16 protein-coding genes are annotated in these 17,830 nt (G+C 73.2%); 3 read left to right on the forward strand and 13 right to left on the reverse strand.

Going from position 1 to position 17,830, the window contains the following annotated elements; genetic code table 11:
• Positions 1–47: 47 nt before the first annotated feature.
• From cobT to ACGFZN_RS20955, 7 genes are all read right to left on the reverse strand, one after another.
• On the reverse strand, positions 48–4,043 hold the full coding sequence (cobT, locus tag ACGFZN_RS20925; RefSeq protein ID WP_393859958.1) for a nicotinate-nucleotide--dimethylbenzimidazole phosphoribosyltransferase: 3,996 nt from the start codon (positions 4,041–4,043) through the stop codon (positions 48–50).
• A gap of 344 nt (positions 4,044–4,387) precedes the next feature.
• Complete coding sequence (cbiE, locus tag ACGFZN_RS20930) at positions 4,388–5,623, reverse strand: precorrin-6y C5,15-methyltransferase (decarboxylating) subunit CbiE (protein ID WP_393859959.1); 1,236 nt, start codon at positions 5,621–5,623, stop codon at positions 4,388–4,390.
• Between the two features lie 85 nt (positions 5,624–5,708).
• On the reverse strand, positions 5,709–6,347 hold the full coding sequence (locus tag ACGFZN_RS20935) for a GNAT family N-acetyltransferase (RefSeq protein WP_393859960.1): 639 nt from the start codon (positions 6,345–6,347) through the stop codon (positions 5,709–5,711).
• Between the two features lie 133 nt (positions 6,348–6,480).
• Positions 6,481–7,311 (reverse strand): MetQ/NlpA family ABC transporter substrate-binding protein, encoded by an 831-nt coding sequence (locus ACGFZN_RS20940; RefSeq protein WP_393859961.1) that lies wholly within the window; start codon positions 7,309–7,311, stop codon positions 6,481–6,483.
• 64 nt (positions 7,312–7,375) lie between these two features.
• Positions 7,376–8,113, reverse strand: a complete 738-nt coding sequence (locus ACGFZN_RS20945) for a methionine ABC transporter permease (RefSeq protein ID WP_393859962.1) — start codon at positions 8,111–8,113, stop codon at positions 7,376–7,378.
• Positions 8,110–9,144, reverse strand: coding sequence for a methionine ABC transporter ATP-binding protein (locus ACGFZN_RS20950; RefSeq protein ID WP_393859963.1), 1,035 nt, complete (start codon positions 9,142–9,144; stop codon positions 8,110–8,112). Before ACGFZN_RS20950 ends, ACGFZN_RS20945 begins: the two co-directional genes overlap by 4 nt.
• 345 nt (positions 9,145–9,489) lie before the next feature.
• Positions 9,490–10,140, reverse strand: a complete 651-nt coding sequence (locus ACGFZN_RS20955; protein WP_393859964.1) for an HAD family hydrolase — start codon at positions 10,138–10,140, stop codon at positions 9,490–9,492.
• A gap of 87 nt (positions 10,141–10,227) precedes the next feature.
• On the opposite strand from ACGFZN_RS20955, the gene ACGFZN_RS20960 reads away from it, so the two are divergent.
• Entirely contained in the window at positions 10,228–10,587 is a 360-nt protein-coding gene (locus ACGFZN_RS20960; RefSeq protein ID WP_330341114.1) for a hypothetical protein, read from the forward strand.
• 1 nt (position 10,588) lies between these two features.
• Complete coding sequence (locus tag ACGFZN_RS20965; protein WP_393859965.1) at positions 10,589–11,011, forward strand: hypothetical protein; 423 nt, start codon at positions 10,589–10,591, stop codon at positions 11,009–11,011.
• Here ACGFZN_RS20965 and ACGFZN_RS20970 read toward each other — a convergent pair.
• The 3 genes from ACGFZN_RS20970 to ACGFZN_RS20980 form a co-directional block, all read right to left on the reverse strand.
• Complete coding sequence (locus ACGFZN_RS20970) at positions 11,001–11,498, reverse strand: GNAT family N-acetyltransferase (protein WP_393860201.1); 498 nt, start codon at positions 11,496–11,498, stop codon at positions 11,001–11,003. The genes ACGFZN_RS20965 and ACGFZN_RS20970 overlap by 11 nt on opposite strands.
• 45 nt (positions 11,499–11,543) lie before the next feature.
• Positions 11,544–12,029, reverse strand: coding sequence for an RNA polymerase sigma factor (locus tag ACGFZN_RS20975; RefSeq protein WP_393859966.1), 486 nt, complete (start codon positions 12,027–12,029; stop codon positions 11,544–11,546).
• 93 nt (positions 12,030–12,122) lie between these two features.
• A complete protein-coding gene (locus ACGFZN_RS20980) occupies positions 12,123–13,298 on the reverse strand; it encodes a glycerophosphodiester phosphodiesterase (RefSeq protein ID WP_393859967.1) in 1,176 nt (391 codons plus the stop codon).
• A gap of 368 nt (positions 13,299–13,666) precedes the next feature.
• On the opposite strand from ACGFZN_RS20980, the gene ACGFZN_RS20985 reads away from it, so the two are divergent.
• A complete protein-coding gene (locus tag ACGFZN_RS20985) occupies positions 13,667–14,338 on the forward strand; it encodes a lysophospholipid acyltransferase family protein (protein ID WP_393859968.1) in 672 nt (223 codons plus the stop codon).
• Positions 14,339–14,401: 63 nt separating this feature from the next.
• Here ACGFZN_RS20985 and ACGFZN_RS20990 read toward each other — a convergent pair whose 3' ends face one another.
• The 3 genes from ACGFZN_RS20990 to ACGFZN_RS21000 all read right to left on the reverse strand — a co-directional run bounded on the left by ACGFZN_RS20990 (position 14,402) and on the right by ACGFZN_RS21000 (position 17,827).
• Positions 14,402–15,481: a hypothetical protein gene (locus ACGFZN_RS20990; RefSeq protein ID WP_393859969.1), complete on the reverse strand. Its 1,080-nt coding sequence runs from the start codon at positions 15,479–15,481 to the stop codon at positions 14,402–14,404.
• A 271-nt stretch (positions 15,482–15,752) separates the two neighbouring features.
• Positions 15,753–17,279 carry an MFS transporter gene (locus tag ACGFZN_RS20995; RefSeq protein ID WP_393859970.1) on the reverse strand — a complete coding sequence of 509 codons (1,527 nt, stop codon included), beginning with the start codon at positions 17,277–17,279 and terminating at the stop codon, positions 15,753–15,755.
• Positions 17,276–17,827 carry a TetR/AcrR family transcriptional regulator gene (locus tag ACGFZN_RS21000; RefSeq protein ID WP_393859971.1) on the reverse strand — a complete coding sequence of 184 codons (552 nt, stop codon included), beginning with the start codon at positions 17,825–17,827 and terminating at the stop codon, positions 17,276–17,278. The genes ACGFZN_RS20995 and ACGFZN_RS21000 overlap by 4 nt, the downstream gene beginning before the upstream one ends.
• Between the last annotated feature and the right edge of the window lie 3 nt (positions 17,828–17,830).

The following is a 17,830-nucleotide window of genomic DNA, read 5'->3' on the forward strand; positions in this document are numbered from 1 at the left end:
ACCGGGTGGTCCGGCAGCTGAGCACCGGACCACCCGTGCCGTGGCGCCTACTTCTCGGTGACTCCCGCCGAGTCGAACGTCGCCACCTCGTGCATGGCCCGCGCGGTGCTCTGGACCAGGGGCAGCGCCAGCAGGGCGCCGGTGCCCTCGCCGAGGCGCAGGTCGAGGTCGACCAGCGGGCGCAGGCCCAGCTTGTTCAGGGCCGCCACATGGCCCGGTTCGGCGCTGCGGTGGCCCGCGATGCAGGCGGCGAGCACCTCGGGGGCGATGGCGCGGGCGACCAGGGCCGCGGCGCCGGCGCTGACGCCATCCAGGATCACCGGCGTCCGCAGGGAGGCGCCGCCGAGGAGCAGGCCGACCATGGCGGCGTGCTCGAAGCCGCCGATCGCGGCCAGGACGCCGACGGGGTCGGCCGGGTCGGGCTGGTGGAGTTCCAGGGCGCGGCGGACCACTTCGGTCTTGCGGGCCAGCGTCTCGTCGTTGATGCCGGTGCCGCGGCCGGTGACCTCGGCCGGGTCGGCGCCGGTGAACACCGAGATGAGCGCGGCCGACGCCGTGGTGTTGGCGATGCCCATCTCGCCCGTCAGCAGCGCCTTGTTGCCGGCCGCCACCAGGTCGCGGGCGGTCTCGATGCCGACCTCGATGGCCTGCTTGGCCTCCTCGCGGGTCATCGCGGGGCCGGTGGTCATGTCGGACGTGCCGCCGCGGATCTTGCGGGGCAGCAGGCCGGGGGTGGCGGGCAGGTCGGCGGCGACGCCGACGTCCACGATGCACACCTCGGCGCCGACCTGGTTCGCGAAGGCGTTGCAGACCGCGCCGCCGCCCAGGAAGTTGGCCACCATCTGGGCGGTCACCTCCTGCGGCCAGGGGGTGACGCCCTGGGCGTGCACGCCGTGGTCGCCGGCGAAGATGGCGACGGCGGCGGGCTCCGGGATCGGCGGCGGGCACTGCCGGGACAGCCCGGACAACTGCGCGGAGATGATCTCCAGCATGCCCAGCGCGCCGGCCGGCTTGGTCATGCGCTTCTGGCGCTCCCAGGCCTCGCCGAGGGCCTTGGCGTCGAGCGGGCGGATCTGGGCGACGGTCTCGGCAAGCAGGTCGTGGGGTTCCTCTCCGGGCAGGGCGCGGCGGCCGTACGTCTCCTCGTGCACCACCCAGGACAGGGGGCGTCGCTTGGACCAGCCGGCCTGCATCAGCTCGGGCTCGTCCGGGAACTCGTCGACGTACCCGACGCACAGGTAGGCGACGACCTCCAGGTGCTCGGGCAGGCCGAGCGCGCGGACCATCTCCCGCTCGTCGAAGAAGCTGACCCAGCCGACGCCGAGGCCTTCGGCGCGGGCGGCGAGCCAGAGGTTCTCCACCGCGAGCGCCGAGGAGTAGGGCGCCATCTGCGGCTGGGTGTGCCGGCCGAGGGTGTGCCGGCCGCCGCGGGTGGGGTCGGCGGTGACGACGATGTTGACCGGGGTGTCGAGGATGGCCTCGATCTTCAGTTCCTTGAACTGCTTGGCCCGGCCCTTGGGCAGCGACTTGGCGTAGGCCTCACGCTGACGCATCGCCAGTTCGTGCATCGTCCGCCGGGTCTCGGCGGAGCGGATGACGACGAAGTCCCAGGGCTGCGAGTGGCCCACGGAGGGCGCCGTGTGGGCGGCCTCCAGGACGCGCAGCAGCACCTCGTGCGGAATGGGGTCGCTGCGGAAGCCGTTGCGGATGTCTCTGCGCTCGCGCATGACCTTCAGGACGGCCTCGCGCTCGGCGTCGGCGTAGCCGGGCGCGGCCGGGCCGCTGGACTGTCCTGCTTCGGCCACTGCTTCCGTGCCCTCTTCCTCCTGGTCGGCGGCCCTGGTCCGCAGGTCCTCCGCGTCCTGTGCGACATCGGGGCCCGGCGCGGGTTCGCCCTCGCGCGGCGCGGGCACCGTGGCCGCCGCCTGCTGCGTGTCCTGCGGGGGCAGGACCAGGGGCTGCGGCGGGGTCGGCGCCAGGTGCGGGGCCGTGGGCACCTGGCCGTCGACCGGCACGAACTGCCCGAACGGCTGCTCCGGGTGCGGCGGCACATGGGAGGGCAGCGGCTCCGCCTGCTCGGCGGGGGCGTGCTGCCCGCCGACCTCCGGCTGCGCGGACACACCCGCCGGCCCGGCCGGGGCCGCCGCCACGGGAACGGCTTCGGCATTCGCCGTGGTGACGGTCTCCGAGGGCGGTGTCTGCGGGGTGGCGGCAGCGACGGCCTGCGGGACTGCTTCGGGGGTGGCCGTGTGGGTGGCCGTGCCGGGCTCGGGCTGCGGGAGGGCTTCGGGGGCGCTCGCGTGGGGCTCGGCCTGCGGGACGGCCTCAGGTGCGGCAGCGTCGGGCTGGGACTGCGGATACGGCTCCGCGGCCGCCGGGACGTCGTACGCGAGGGGCTCGGCCGCCAGTTGCGGGCCCTGCGGACCGTGCGCCGGGAAGGGCTGCGGCGCGGGGGTGCCGGAGCCTTCGGCCGCGGACCCGGGTGCCGTGACTGCCTCGGCGGCCTGCGCCTCCGGCGCCTCGGAAGCACCGGCCGGGTTTCCGGACGCGAGCGCGGTCACGGCGTCGGCTTCGGGTGCGACGGCGGCCTCGGACGTGTGTACGGCGTCCGCGGCGGCCGGGGGCTGCGCGTCCACGGCACCGGGCTGGGACTCCGCCACACCGGACGGGGCGTCCCCGGTGGCCGGGACGGCGTCCGCCGGGGCGTCCGGCGCGGGGGTCGGCTCCTGTGCCGCGGGAACGGTCGCGGCACTCTCTTGAGCCTCGGTGCTTGCCTCGGCAGCAGGGGCAGTGTCCGCGGCCTGCTCCGGGTCCTGGCCAGGGCCGGCCTCGCCGGACGGCTGAGCGGTCTCGGCCGGGTCGACCCCGTCGGCGGTGTGAGCCGCTGCCTGTCCGGCCGCAACGGTCTCGGTCTGCGCGGGCGTTGCCGCCTGCGGGGCGACGGTCTGCTCGTGATCCGGGGCAGCCGTCCCGGCGGCCGCGGGCGCCGGGGTGCCCTCGGCGCCCGCCACGGCCTGCCCGGTCTCGGCACCCTCGGGAGCCGGCACCTCGCCCTCGGCGGGCCGGCCGGCGTCCGCCACGGCCTCGGCGTCGGCGGCGGGAGCGCCGACGGCGGCGGCGAGCCCGCCGTCCACGGCGGTCGTGCCCTCGGCGGGCTCCGCACCGGCCACCTCCGGCGCGCTCTCACCGGTTTCGGCGACAGCCACGGCCGTCTGAACACCCTCCGTCGCGCGAGGGCCGGCGGCCCCGGCCTCCTCGGGCACCGTCGCCGCGGGAGCCGTGTGCACCACCCCGTCATGGCCGTGCGCGGGCTGTACGCCGTCGTGGCCGTGGACCAGGTGCGCGGTGTCCGGCACCGGTGCGGCGGTCTGGGTCGCGAGGCGGGTGACGGCGGCCTGCGCGGCGCCGGACGGGTCGGTCTGCGCGGCGGTGTCCACGGCGACGGCGGCCGGGTCAACCGTTTCGGCAGCCGGTGCCTGCGCGTCCGCCTGGACCGCGGGGGCGGCGCCCCAGGGGACCGCGCCCTGCGGGGCCGTCTCGGGCGGCTGCTGGGCGTCGAGGTACTCGGGACCGGGCGCGACCGGCCCGGGCTGCCGTACCGGCGCGCCGGCCGGGCCGCGGTCGGCGAGGGAGCGGACCGGGCTCGCGGAGGCGTCGGGGATCGGCGGGCCGAGGTGCAGCGGACGGCGCGGCGGCTGCGCGGCGGCCGGCTGCTCCTGCGGGGCCGAGAGGATCGGCGACGGCGGCACGGAGGCCGGGGCCGGGTTCGGCAGGCGGACGCCGCTGAGGTCGACGGAGCCGCTGTCCCGGCCGGCCGTCTCGTGCGGCCCCGGCTGGTGGACGGCCTCGACGACCGGTTCCGGCGCGGGTGGCGGAACCTCGTTGCCCCATGCGCCCTGGGCGCCCGGCAGCAGCAGGTCTTCGTCCTCGGCGGGTGCCTCGGAGAGGTAGGTGTACGCACCGTGCGCGGCGACGCCCGGCTGCTCCACCATGCCTGCGCTCTCCGGCTGCCCCTCGCCCGGGACCTGGCCGGTGTCGGTCATGCGTACCCCTCGCCCATCGGTTTAGTGCTCCTACGACCAGCTCACCCGGAACGGCGCACCGACCGCCCGTAGTGAAGAACGAGCGTCCGTGCCCAGCGGCACGAACGACCCGCCGGAAAAGGCGACAAAGCCATTCAGTGGCATTGTCCCGGCCGCCCGGCCGTCGCGACAGCATGATCCGCGACAGCCCGCTGTGGACTGCGCCACGTTGCGCGTCCTCCGGTTCCGCAGTACCACACCCGCCCCAAAACGGGCGTGCTTTCCGGACATTGGCGAACGAAGTTCCGGACCGCCGGTGTGGCACAACGATCGGCCAGCCTACCGCGCGCGGTACGACAACCGGATCACGGGGCGCGTTCCGGGAGAACCCCGGTGAGCAGGAACGCGACGCTCCGCTCGGTCTCCGTCCAGGCGCGGGTGTCGAGTTCGACGGACTGCAGCAGCGCGCACTCGACGCGGTATCCGTGCTCGGTCAGGTCGCGGCCGATGAGCTCGGCGGCGTCGCGGGTGCCGGCGTGGGTGACGATGCGCTGCGGGCGCCGGTCGGCGGCGGCGGAGACGACGGCCGCCCCCCCGCCGCCGACCCGGACGACGTCCGGTTCGGGCAGGTTCTCCAGGACGTGCGGGGCGATGCCGTGGACGACCTGGAGCTGGACGCCGTACCGGCGCGCGGCGGAGTCGGTGCGGGCGCAGGCCGCGGGGTCCCGGTCGACGGCGATGACGGCCGCTCCGGCGCGCGCGGCCTCCGCGGCGAACGCGCCGGAGCCGCTGCCGATGTCCCAGACCAGGTCGCCGACCCGGGGCCCGAGCCGGGCGAGTTGGGCGGCCCGCAGCAGCTGCCGTTCGCCCTCGCCGAGGCCGCCGCCGGGCCGGCCGGCCGGTCCCTCGCCGTAGCTCGCGTCGGGCTGCACCCAGCCGCGCGGTCCGGCGCCCGGGTCCCGGCCGGCGATCCAGCCGCCGCCCTCCCCGGCCCCGGCCGGGCCGCCGATGACGATGACGACGTTGGGGTCGCGCCAGGTGTGGTCGGCGGCCTTGTCGGAGGTGACGACGGTGACCTGCTCGCGTTCGGTGCCCAGTTCCTCGCAGATGACGAAGGTCCGGTGGACGCCCTCCAGCAGCAGCCCCAGTTCGGCGGGTCCGGCGCCCGGCGCGGTGAGGACGGCGACCTTGGTGTGGGCGCGGCAGACGTTCACGGCCCGGCGCAGGGTGCGCGGATGGGCGACGACCACCTGGGCGTCGTCCCAGGGCATGCCGGCGCGGGCGAAGGCGGCGGCCACCGAGGAGACGGCGGGGACGACCTCGACCTCCAGGCCGAACTCGGGGGCGCGCAGGGTCCGTACGACACCGAAGAAGCCGGGGTCGCCGTCGGCGAGTACGACGGCGGTGCCGCGGTGGGCGGCGATCCGGCGGGCGGCGAGCGCGACGCTGCCCAGGCGGACGCGTTCGGCGGCGGGCGGAACCTCGGGCAGCGCCAGGTGGTGGGCCGCGCCCGCCACGAGTGTGGCGGCGCCGAGGGCGGCGCGTGCCGTGTCGGTCAGCGGCGAGCCGTCCCAGCCGATCACCGTGACCCGGTCGGCCATCGTCGTTTCTCTCCAGGTCTTCGCAGGTCGTCAGGGGTACGGACCCCTCGCGGGCCCCCTGAGCGTACCTGGTGCGGCTGAGGGCTCAGTTCCAGTCGGAGTACGAGGTGAAACCGCTCGTGTCGGCCAGCTGCTCCTCGACGCCGTCCAGGTCCTCGGGGAGCAGGCTCCAGACGATGAGGTCGGTGCGCACGTCGGTCCACTCGCCGTGGGTGTCGCGGGTCCGGGCTATCCAGGCGCCGCGCAGGACGCCCTCGCTGATGCAGCCGATCTTCTGGGCGACCTGCTGGGAGGCGGTGTTGTCGGCGGCGGTGCGCAGCTCCAGGCGCTCGAACTTCTGGTCGCGGAACAGCCATTGGGCGGTGGCCAGGGCCGCCTCGGAGGCGTAGCCCTCGCCGCGCGCCCAGGGGGCGATGACGTAGGCGATCTCGGCGGAGCGCACGCGCCAGTCCGCGTGCCGCAGATGGACGGTGCCGACCAGGCGCTGGGTGAGGAACTCGTCGACGGCGAAGACGATGCCGCGGCCCTCCGCCCGTTCGGCGGGGGCCTGTTCGGTGATCCAGGCGCGGGCGTCGGCCTCGGTGTACGGCTGCGGCACCGAGGTCCAGGCGGTGACCAGTTCGTCGTTCATCATCTCGGCGAAGGCCTCGATGTCGGACTCCTCGAAGGGACGCAGCACCAACCGCTCCGTGCTGATGGAGATGTTGGGGAAGGTGCTAGTCATGCGCCGCTCCGTAACCTTCGGAATGAACCTTCAGGGCCTGCTGAACTGCCCAGCATGCAGCATGTAACCACTGAACCGCACGACGGGGCCCGCTCCCGGTGCGGGAGCGGGCCCCGGGGGCGGGCGGGCCGGATCAGAAGGAGGGGATGACCGAGCCCTGGTACTTGTCCTCGATGAACTTCTTGACCTCGGGCGAGACGAGGAGCTTGGCGAGCTTTTCGACCCGCGGGTCCTTCTCGTTGCCCTTCTTCACGGCGAGGAAGTTGGCGTACGGGTTGTTCTTGGCGGACTCCAGGAGGATGGCGTCCTTGGCGGGCTTCAGACCGGCGGAGATGGCGTAGTTGCCGTTCACCACGGCCGCGTCCACGTCGTCCAGGGAGCGCGGGGTCTGGGCGGCCTCGACCTCCTTGAACTTCAGGTTCCTGGGGTTCTTGGTGATGTCCTGCGGGGTGGCCTCGTTGCCGACGCCGGACTTGAGGGTGATGAGGCCGTTGGCGGCGAGCAGCTTCAGGGCGCGGGCCTCGTTGACGGCGTCGTTGGGGACGGCGACGGTCGCACCGCTCTTCAGCGCGTCGGCCTTCTTGACCTTGTGGGAGTACAGGCCGAGCGGCTCCAGGTGCACCGTGACGACGGGCACGATGTGGGTGCCCCGCTTGGCGTTGAAGTCGTCCAGGTACGGCTGGTTCTGGAAGTAGTTGGCGTCCACCGAGCCGTCCTCGGTCGCCGTGTTCGGCGTGATGTAGTCCGTGAACTCCTTGACCTCGAGGTCCAGGCCCGCCTTCTTCGCCAGGTTCTTCTTGACGAAGTCGAGGATCTCGGCGTGCGGGGTGGGGCTCGCGGCGACGACGAGCGGGCCGCTGTAGTCGTGGGAGGCGGAGGAACTGCCGGAGCCGCAGGCGGTCAGCCCGAAGGTGAGGGCTCCGGCGGCGAGGACGGCGGTGGTGAGCTTGGCGGTGTTACGCACGAAAAGTGCCTTTCCTGATGGGTGGTGCGACCCCGTGCTGGGTGGACGGGGAGTCCGGGGTGGGTCAGGCGACCTTGCTTATGTCGGCCGCCGCCGGCTCCTTCGCCTTGAGCAGGCGGAGCCTGGGGGCCGGGCCGGAGCGGCCGCCGCGGCCGTGCAGGGAGCGGGCCGCGAGGTCGCCGGCGAACTGGATGAGGGAGATGACGACGGCGAGGATCGCGACGGTGATCCACATCAGCTCGGTCTCGAAGCGCTGGTAGCCGTAGCGGACGGCGAGGTCTCCGAGGCCGCCGCCGCCGACCGTGCCGGCCATGGCGGAGTAGCCGATGAGGGCGATGACCGTGGTGGTGGTGGAGGCGATCAGGGACGGCAGGGCCTCGGGGACGAGGACCTTGCGGACGATCGTCCAGGTGTTGCCGCCCATGGACTGCACGGCCTCGACCAGGCCGTGGTCCACTTCGCGGACGGCCGTCTCGACCAGCCGGGCGAAGAACGGGATGCCGCCGATGGCGAGGGGCACGATCGCGGCGGTGGTGCCGATCGTCGTCCCGGTGACCCAGCGCGTGAAGCTCATCAGCGCGACCATCAGGATGATGAACGGCATGGACCGGCCGATGTTCACGATCTGGCCGGTCACCTTGTTGGCGAGGACGTTCTGCAGCAGGCCGCCCCGGTCGGTGAGGACGAGGAGGATGCCGAGCGGAAGGCCGGCGGCGACGGCGATCAGGGTGGACCACAGCACCATCTGGAAGGTCTCGGTACACGCCTGCTGCAGCAGCGGCTGCATCTCGGACCAGGTCACTTGGCACCTTCCTTCACCAGCAGGGCCTCCTGGCCCACGACGTCGATCTGCAGGCCCTGTTCGCGCAGGAACCCGATCGGCACCACGTTGTCCTCGTAGCGGCCGGGCAGTTCGATGCGCATGCGGCCGATCTGCAGGCCGCCGACGGTGTCGATGGCGGCGCCGAGGATCGAGATGTCGATGTTGTAGGTGCGCGACAGCTGCGAGATGACCGGCTGGGTGGCGGCCTCGCCGTGGAAGGTGACGTCGATGACGGTCCGGTCGGCGCCCGTGCGCTCGCCGCTCACCGGGAACAGCGCGGCGGCGAGTTCCGAGCCGGGCGTGGCCAGCAGTTCGCTGACGGTGCCGGACTCCACGATGCGGCCCTTCTCCATGAGGGCGGCGGAGTCGCAGACCGCCTTGACGACGTCCATCTCGTGGGTGATGAGCAGGACGGTCAGGCCCAGCTGCCGGTTCAGGTCGCGCAGCAGCTGGAGGATGGAGCGGGTGGTATCCGGGTCGAGGGCGCTGGTGGCCTCGTCGGAGAGCAGCACCTTGGGGTCGCCGGCGAGGGCGCGGGCGATGCCGACGCGCTGCTTCTGGCCGCCGGACAGCTGGGCCGGGTAGGCCTTGGCCTTGTCGGCGAGGCCGACGAGGTCGAGGAGTTCCAGCGCCTTGCGGAAACGTTCCTTCCCCGACTTTCCGAGGATCTCCAGCGGCAGCTCGACGTTGTCCTGCACGGTCCGCGTGGACAGCAGGTTGAAGTGCTGGAAGACCATGCCGATGCGGCTGCGCGCCCGGCGCAGTTCCCGGCCGGCGCGCGGGCCTCGGCCGGCCAGGGCGGTGAGGTCCTGTCCGGCGACGGTCACGGTGCCGGAGGTGGGGCGCTCCAGCAGGTTGACGCAGCGGATGAGGGAGGACTTGCCGGCGCCGGACTGGCCGATGACGCCGTAGACCTCGCCTTCGCGGACGTGCAGGTCGACGCCGTCGAGGGCGGTGACCTCACGGCCGCGGGAGCGGTAGACCTTGGTCAGGCCCGAGGTGGTGATCACAGGATTTCCGTCACTGTCGGTTGCGCGGGCGTGGGTGTGCCCGGGCACGGGTGCATGCGGTACAGGCATGGGGGTGGGGTTGTGTCCCGTACGGACTGTGCGCACGGACATGCCACGGCTCTCGCTTCGGGGCGCGAGGCTCAGCTGATGCGGGGGCCCTCTAGAAGGCGCACATTCGACACATCAGGCGACACAGACAACGAGCACCGGGCGGCGTCATGGTCGCCTCGGTCGCACGGGTGCGGCAGCTCGTCGTGGTCATGCGATCAGTAAACCAGACCGACGGTGCTGACCGGTCGCCGCTGTCCGGATAGTGGACAGCGGCGGACACCCCGGATCCGGCGCTCAGCGGCGGACGGAGATCTCCACGTCCCGGTCGGTGACCAGTGCGGACAAGGCAGACAGGTCCTGCACCACGAGGTCGGCGTCCAGCTCCTCCGCGCGGTGGGTTGTGGTCAACGCCACGGTGGTCATCCCGGCGGCGCGGCCCGCCCGCAGTCCGGCCGGGGCGTCCTCGAAGACGACGCAGCGGGCCGGGTCGACGCCGAGCTGCCGGGCGGCGAGCAGGTAGGGCTCGGGGTCGGGCTTGCCGCGGGTGACGTCGTCGGCGGCGATCAGCGTCTTGGGCAGGATGCCGACGGCGTCGAGGCGGGCCTCGGCGAGGCGCCGGGTGGCGGAGGTGACGACGGCCCAGCGGTCGGCGGGCAGCGCGTCCAGGAAGTCCCGGGTGCCGGGCAGCAGCCGTACGCCGCCGTCCGGCACGTCGTCCACCTCCAGCTGCTCGACCCGGGCGACCGCCTCCGGCACCAGGCGGGCGGGCAGCAGGTCGGCGACTATCTCGGCGGCGGGCCGCCCGTGCAGTGCCACGCGCCGGAACTGCTCGGCGGTGATCCCGTACTCCTTCGCCCAGCGGGTCCAGCAGCGCTCGACGGAATCGAGGGAGGAGACGAGGGTGCCGTCGTTGTCGAACAGGAGGGCGTGCGCGTGGATCGTCATACCCAGACCCTACGATGTGGTCTAGACCCTCCGGCGTACGGCGGGGTCGGCGGCCGGCGTCCGTTTCGGCCGTAATAAGGTCTCGGCATGCTCAATGCCCTGACGCTGGTGACCGGGGTCGCCGCGCTGCTGCTCGCCGCCTGGTGCGGCTGGGCCGCCTACCGGGACCAGCCGACCAAGGACTGGCACTTCATCGGCATGGCCGTGGTGTCGCTGCTGGCCGTGGCGCAGCTGGTGGTCGGCGTCGTACAGCTGGCGCGGGGCGAGAAGCCGGCGCAGGGCACGACGATCTTCGTGGCGTACCTGCTGGGCGCGTTCGCGTGCATCCCGGCGGCCGGGTTCATGTCCCTGGCGGAGCGGACCCGCTGGGGTTCGGTGACGGTCGCCGCGGGCGGTGTGGTGCTGGCCGTGCTGGAAGTGCGGCTCTTCGACATCTGGGGAGGCTGAGATGACGGCGGTGGAGGAGAAGCCGACCCGGTTGATCAAGGGACCGGGCATGCTGCTCGTCTGGTTCTACGGCGTGATGGTGGTCGGCGCGGTGTCCCGTTCGGTCTTCCAGATCTCCACGGAGTTCGACCGGGCGCCGCTCGCCTACTCGCTGTCGGCCGTGGCCGGTGTCGTGTACGGGTTCATCACGTTCACGCTGGTGCGGGGCGGGGAGACGGCCCGCAGGGCGGCACTGGTGTGCTGTGCCGCCGAGCTCGCGGGCGTGCTGCTCGTCGGTACCTGGACCCTGGTCGACCACTCGGCGTTCCCGGACGCGACGGTGTGGTCGTACTACGGGGCGGGGTACGTCTTCATCCCGGTGCTGCTGCCGGTCTCGGCGATGTACTGGCTGCGGCGGGCGCGCCGGACAACCGTCACGCCGTAGCGGCGTAGGCCCCCGCCTGCTTCTCCAGGATGATCAGCTCCACTCCGTCGTCACCACGGGAGCGGCCCACCGTCTCGTAGCCGGAGCGGCGATACAGGCGGAGATTGCCCTCGCTGCGGTGGCCGGTGAAGAGGCGGAAGCGGGTGGCGCCCCGCTCCTGCTCCAGCGCCGTCTCGGCCGCGCGCAGCAGGCGCGCGCCGATGCCGTGGCCCTGCAGCCGGGGGTGGACGCAGAGCGTGCCGATGGCCGCGGCGCCGTCCTCGGTGACCTTGCCGCGCACCGCACCGACCACCTCGTCGCCGAGCCGGGCGACGAAGACGCAGTCGGTGGCGACCTCCTCGCGGACGGAGTCCAGGGTCTGCACGAGCGGGTCGATGCGGTAGTTGCCGTACAGCGCCGCCTCGCTCTGGAAGCACAGGTACTGGAGCCTGAAGATCTGCTCCGCGTCCTGCTCGGTCGCCGCCGAGATGGTCACGCTCATGCCCATGTGCGCACGCCTCCCGCTCACCTGATCACCTGTCGTCCCTCACTCCTATCCCCGCACTTCGCGGGCCGCAACCTCCGGTGCGAGCAATCGACGCAGACATCCCAGACATCTGGAGCGTTCCGGGCCGAGGCTGCCCTGTGAGATACCCAACTCCCCCGCGATCTCCCGGTATGTCAGGTCCTTCGGGGACAGCAGGGCCTCGAGCAGCCGGCGCACCGCGTCGCGCAGCGCGCGGTGCCGGGCGGCGGCGAGGACGAGCTGCTCCGGTCCGGGGCGGTTGTCGTCGGCCGGTTCCAGGCCGTAGGGCCGTTCACGCCGGCTGGTACGGCGGCTGCGGCGCGCCTCGGCGCGTACGGCCCTGCGCAGCCAGCGCTGCGGGTCGCCCGGCGGCCCGTCGGTCTCCAGCCGTTCCAGCAGCCGCACCCAGACGGCCTGCTCCAGATCGTCCGGCTCGCTCCCGGAGGCATATGCCTCGGCGGACGCCTCGGCGGTGAGCAGGGGGTGCAGGGCGGCTACCAAGTCGTGCGTCATATGCGGAACGACGCGCCGCCCCGGGAGCGGGTTTCCGGGGCGGCGGGCCGACACTCCGAACGGAGGGCCGGCGGATGCCGTGGTTGACGCCGGTCAGCCGCCGAGGAAGTCGGCGCGGGCGAGCAGGCCGGTGTCGGCGTTGTCGGTGAAGACGCCGTCGATGCCGGTCGCGAAGTAGGTGCGGAAGGCGCCGAAGGGGTCGCCGTAGCCGTCGGCCGCGCTGCCCTTGCGGTACTCGGCCGGAAGGAACGGGTTCTCGTTGCGCATGGTGTAGGGGTGCAGGACCAGGCCCACCTTGTGCGCGTCGGCGACCAGGGTCGTCGGCTTGCCCAGGGTGCCGTCCGCGTTCTTCGGGATGACCAGGTCCAGGGTCGGCCCGATGCCCTGCGCGTAGCCGGCGATCTCGCGCAGGCCCTTGGGGGTGATGAGATCGGCGACCGTGCGCGGGTCGCCCGCCTCGACGAAGTCGTAGGGGCGGCTGTCGGCGGTGGAGAGCAGCACGACCAGCGGGTTGTCCACCAGCTGGTTCAGCCTCTGGATGCTGGTGGGCTCGAAGGACTGCAGGATGACCGGCGAGTTCCGGCCGTCCTTGCCGTACTTGCGCAGTAGCTTGGCGACCCGCTCCTCCAGGCCCAGCCCGAGCTTGCGGAAGTAGGTGGGGTGCTTGGTCTCGGGGTAGATCCAGACCTGCCTGCCGCGCTTGCGGGTCTGCTCGTCCTGCCACCTCAGGACCTCTTCGAAGGTGGGGATCTCCCAGCGCCCGTTGTAGAGGGTGTTGTGCGGCCGGTTGGCCGGGATGCGCTCGACCGCGCGCAGGGTCTTCAGCTCGGCGAGCGTGAAGTCCTCGGTGAACCAGCCGGTGGTGGGCACGCCGTCGACCACCTTGGTGGTCTTGCGGCCGGCGAACTCCGGGTGCGCGGCGACGTCCGTGGTGCCGCCGATCTCCGGCTCGTGCCGGCAGACCAGATGGCCGTCCTTGGTGGGCACCAGGTCGCCCGCCTCGACGACGTCGGCGCCCAGGTCCAGGGCCAGGTCGTACGAGCCGAAGGTGTGCTCGGGGCGGTAGCCGCTGGCGCCGCGGTGACCGATGATCGCCGGCACCGGCAGGCTCTTCAGGCCCCGGCCGCCCTGTCCCGCGGTGCGGTCCCCGGCGGCCTCGGCCGCGCCCGGCAGCCCGAGGACCGCTCCGCTCGCGCCGAGCACCGCGGCGCCGAGGATCGCCCGCCGCCCGGGGCCCGGGGTCTTCTTGTCCGCCTGGTCGCCGCTCATCAGCGCCCTCCTGCCGTCGGCCTCGTGAGTCGGGCCGATCGTAGGGGCGCGGACATGACCGGAGGGAGTCCCCGGGCGGAACACCCGGGTGACGCCGTATGGCCGGTGGGGGCGGAGTGCTGACGGGCCGTCGGCTTCGACCGCCGCAGTGCGGGTAGCCGACCGGGTGACGGCCGTTCGCGATATCCGTCACACCGTCGCAAGGGTGTTACGACCCGTCTCCCGGACGTCACCGCAGGTAAACCCGCGTCAACAGTTCGTAAGACCTCGGTGAACCGGGCGTCCCCGATGTGCGCCCGGCCGGGAGCCGCGAGTAATGTCCTCACCTGCACAGACACATATCGACCCCCTCGGCATCGGAGGACCCGTTGTCCCGCTTCGCGCTCATCAAGGCAGTGCTCGGACCGATCATGCGCCTGATGTTCCGCCCACAGGTGGAGGGCGTGGAGCACATCCCCGGCGAGGGTCCGGTCATTCTGGCCGGCAACCACCTCACGTTCATCGACTCGATCGTGCTGCCGCTCGTCACCAAGCGGCAGGTCTTCTTCATCGGCAAGGACGAGTACGTCACCGGCAAGGGCTTCAAGGGCCGGCTGATGGCGTGGTTCTTCACCGGCGTCGGCATGATCCCGGTGGACCGTGACGGCGCGAGCGGCGGCGTGGCCGCGCTGATGACCGGGCGGCGGATCCTGGAGGAGGGCAAGATCTTCGGGATCTACCCCGAGGGCACGCGGTCGCCCGACGGCCGGCTGTACCGGGGGCGCACCGGCATCGCGCGGCTGACGCTGATGACCGGTGCGCCGGTCGTCCCGTTCGCCATGATCGGCACGGACAAGCTGCAGCCGGGCGGCCGGGGCATCCCGCGGCCGGGCCGGGTCACCGTCCGCTTCGGCGAGGCGATGGAGTTCTCCCGGTACGACGGGATGGACCGGGACCGCTATGTGCTGCGGGCCGTGACCGACTCGGTGATGGCCGAGGTCATGCGGCTGTCGGGGCAGGAGTACGTGGACATGTACGCCACCAAGGCCAAGGCGGCGTAAGCCGCTGCCGGTGCGGCCGGCCGTTCGGGGCGCCGGAGACTCCGCGCCCCTCGCAGCCGTCCGCTAGGAGCGGGTCGCGGTCGCGCAGCCGTCGCCCTTCGACGCGGTGCCGCCCACCGGCTTGCTGCGGTCGTACGGATCGATCCGGTGGGCGGCGTCGGTGGACTGCTCGTCGGCGGTGCCGAAGGGCGGCACGAAGTAGCCCGTGGGGCCGGAGCAGCCGCCGTTGGTCATGTCGAGCGCGTACGAGACGAGGGACATCGTGCCCGGTTGGGTGATGACCTTGGCCGGGTCGTCCCAGCTCATCACGACCTTGCGCCGCACGATCGTACGGACCACCTCGGCGTCCCGCCCGCTGTCGCGGGCGGGGGTCACCGGGTACACGAAGGTGACGTCCGCCGTCACCTCGACCGCTCCCCGCTTCCCCTCCCGGTAGGTGAGCCGCCCGCGGGTCTTGACGACGTCACCGGCCGGCCGGGCCTGCCCCGGCCGGAAGCGGCTGAACAGCAGCAGCGGATCGGTCTCAGCAGTGGGCGCCTTCGACGACAGGGCGGCGCGGAGGTAGTCCTGGACGTCCTTCTGGTGCGGGTTGAGCAGCGCGATCGCCTTCGTCGGCCGCTCACCGCGCAGCACGCGGGAGTCGAGCCCCGCGGCCACCATGAAGTCCTTGCTCCGCCGCAGCGCCCGCGCGACCTGGGCGGTGTCCATCCAGCCGGTCGCCCGGGCCTTCGGCACGGTGATCCCGGCCGCTCCGTCGGCCCAGTGAACGGCGGGTGACCCCCGGAAGGGCTCGGCGAGGGTGCCGCGCAGCGCCGGCTCCGCGCCGGGAGCCTCCCGCGGGCGCTCGGACTCGGCGGCCGACGGCGCCCCGGCGTGCCCGTCGTCGCCGCCGAACCAGCCGACGACCTGCTGCGGGAACAGCCCCACGACGAGGAGCGCCAGGGCGGCCGCCAGCCCGGTCACGTACCGCCCCGTCCTGCGCCGGGGCCGGGCCGGTGCGTGGGTGCGCCAGCCTTCCGGCTGCCCCGGGCGTTCCCGCAGCCGCCGCTCCACCTCACGCGCCCGCGCGGACGGCTCGACAGGAGCGTCCGCTGCGCCCTCCACCGACTCACGCAGGAACCGCTCCCACTCCTCGTCCGACACTGACGACCCGTCGTGCCCCCCAGCCCCGCTCACACCGCACTCCCGTTCCCCGCTCGATTCCCGACGGCTCCCTCGCCCTCGCCCGTCCGATCGACTGATCGTCCGTGCGCCGGTCCACCCAGAGCCGCCCGCATGATCGCATGAGCGTCCGCCCGGCACGTCGGCGCGGTCGGCGAAGCGCCGGGCTGCCGTGCGCCGCAAGGCAAGACACCGGACCTGGACGCCGCCAGGCAAGGGACCGGAAGGCCAACGTGCCTGGCCGCCAGGCCCATTACTCCGCCGTGTTCTCCAGTCGCTGTCCCCGCAGGAGGAACCACGCCGCCACCGCTGTTCCCAGCAGGACCGCCGCTCCCGTGCCGGAGGCCAGGTGCAGGCCGTGGACGAAGGCGTCGCGGGATGCGTTCAGGAGTTCCCCTGCCGTGTGCGGGGGCATGTTCGTCGCCGCCTCGACCGCCGCGCCCAGCGACTCGTGGGCCTGGGCCGGGGTGCCTGCCGGGCCCGTGAAGCCGCGGTAGGCGGCGGTGACGATCGAGCCCAGCAGGGCGATGCCGAGGGCCGCGCCCAGTTCGTACGCCGTCTCGGAGACCGCCGAGGCCGCGCCCGCCTGTTCCTTCGGCACGCTGGAGAGGATCACGTCGGCGGTGACGGTGAAGGACAGGCCCGCGCCGACGCCCACGACCAGCAGCGCGGCGCCGAGGGCCGGGTAGCCGGTGGACCGGTCGAGTGCCGTCAGCGTGGCCAGGGCCAGGCCGACCGCCGCGAGGCCGCCGGAGACCACGGCGCGGACCGAGAAGCGGCGGGCCGCGCGGCCCGCGGCCAGGCCGGCCGCCACCGCGCCGACGGCGGCGGGCAGTTCGGCCAGGCCCGCTTCGAACGGGTGCCTGCCCTGGACGAGTTGCAGGTACTGGGAGAGGAAGAACACCAGGCCGGACATGCCGAGCACGGTCAGCAGGTCGGCGAGGACCGCGCCGCTGAAGCCGCGCTGCCGGAACAGCCGCATGTCCAGCAGCGGCGTCGGCATGGTGAGCTGGCGGTGCACGAAGCCGCAGAGCGCGGCCGCGCCCAGCAGGCCCGCGGCGAGCGTGGGCCAGGTCAGGCCGTGCGTGGCCGTCTCCTTGACCGCGTAGACGACGCCGATCACGCCGGCCAGCGAGGCCGCGACGCTGAGCAGGTCCCAGGGGCCGGGGTGCGGATTGCGGGACTCGGGAAGGGTGCGGATGCCGACCAGGACCAGCACCGCCATCACGGGCAGGTTGATCAGGAAGACCGAGCCCCACCAGAAGTGCTCGAGGAGGAAGCCGCCGGCGATCGGCCCGACCGCGGTGCCGGCGGAGGCGGTGGCACCCCAGATGCCGACGGCGAGGCTGCGCTCGCGCGGGTCGTGGAAGAGGTTGCGGATCAGGGCGAGGGTGGCGGGCATCAGGGTCGCGCCCGCGACACCGAGCAGCGCCCGCGCCAGGATCATCAGTTCCGGTGTGGTGGCGTAGGCGTTGAGCACGGAGATCGCGCCGAACGCCGTGGCGCCGCCGAGCAGGATCCGCTTGCGGCCGATGCGGTCGCCGAGGCTGCCCATGGACACCAGCAGACCGGCGATGACGAAGGAGTACACGTCGCCGATCCACAGCAGCTGGGTGCCGGAGGGGTGCAGGTCTTCGCTGATGTAGGGGGTCGCCAGGCCGAGGACGGTGGCGTCGACGGCCACCAGCAGCACGGCCAGGACGAGGACGCAGAGCGCGAGCCAGCGGCCCGGGCGCTTCACCGCCTCCGCCGTGTGCGCCGGCTGCAGGGTGCGGGTCATGATTCCTCTCTTCGCAGAGCGCCGCCGAGCAGCAGCTCGGCGACCATCGTCGGGAAGTCCCTGGCGGCCACGCGGCCGTCCAGGGTGGCCCAGGCGCAGGAGGCGATCAGGCCGTAGAGCGCCTCGGTGAGCCAGACCGGGGTGAGGTCGATGCGGAACTCGCCGCTTCGCTGACCGCGCTGGAACACCGCGCCGATGCGCCCGTCCAGCCGCTGCCAGCCGCCGTTCTGCCGCTCGCCCTCCCACAACTGGCTCTCGCCGTACAGGAAGGCGAGCAGTCCGGCCGCGGGCTGGATCTCGCGCACCAGCCTGCGTACGGCTTCGCTCGCGGGCCCGTCGTCCGGGCGGGCGCGGTCCACGGCCGCCTCGCACTCCTCGATGCCGAGCGTCTCCAGGGCCCGGACGAGTGCGTCCCGCCCGGCGAAGTGCCGGTGCAGCGTGGCCCGGCTGATCCCGGCGGCCTTGGCGACCTCGTCCATGGTCGCGGTGGATTTGCGGGTCAGCAGGGCGGCCGCGGTGCGCAGCACGTGGTCACGGTCGAGAGCCATGAG

It is taken from the genome of Streptomyces sp. NPDC048192 (assembly GCF_043202415.1).
Classification (GTDB): Bacteria; Actinomycetota; Actinomycetes; order Streptomycetales; family Streptomycetaceae; genus Streptomyces.

Coding starts and splice junctions, on each gene's coding strand:
- cbiE (WP_393859959.1), bottom strand. CDS start 5,623: ATGGCCGACCGGGTCACGGTGATCGGCTGGGACGGCTCGCCGCTGACC.
- ACGFZN_RS20935 (WP_393859960.1), bottom strand. CDS start 6,347: ATGACTAGCACCTTCCCCAACATCTCCATCAGCACGGAGCGGTTGGTG.
- ACGFZN_RS20965 (WP_393859965.1), top strand. CDS start 10,589: ATGACGGCGGTGGAGGAGAAGCCGACCCGGTTGATCAAGGGACCGGGC.
- ACGFZN_RS20980 (WP_393859967.1), bottom strand. CDS start 13,298: ATGAGCGGCGACCAGGCGGACAAGAAGACCCCGGGCCCCGGGCGGCGG.
- ACGFZN_RS21000 (WP_393859971.1), bottom strand. CDS start 17,827: ATGGCTCTCGACCGTGACCACGTGCTGCGCACCGCGGCCGCCCTGCTG.
- ACGFZN_RS20960 (WP_330341114.1), top strand. CDS start 10,228: ATGCTCAATGCCCTGACGCTGGTGACCGGGGTCGCCGCGCTGCTGCTC.
- ACGFZN_RS20970 (WP_393860201.1), bottom strand. CDS start 11,498: ATGGGCATGAGCGTGACCATCTCGGCGGCGACCGAGCAGGACGCGGAG.
- cobT (WP_393859958.1), bottom strand. CDS start 4,043: ATGACCGACACCGGCCAGGTCCCGGGCGAGGGGCAGCCGGAGAGCGCA.
- ACGFZN_RS20995 (WP_393859970.1), bottom strand. CDS start 17,279: ATGACCCGCACCCTGCAGCCGGCGCACACGGCGGAGGCGGTGAAGCGC.
- ACGFZN_RS20975 (WP_393859966.1), bottom strand. CDS start 12,029: ATGACGCACGACTTGGTAGCCGCCCTGCACCCCCTGCTCACCGCCGAG.
- ACGFZN_RS20955 (WP_393859964.1), bottom strand. CDS start 10,140: ATGACGATCCACGCGCACGCCCTCCTGTTCGACAACGACGGCACCCTC.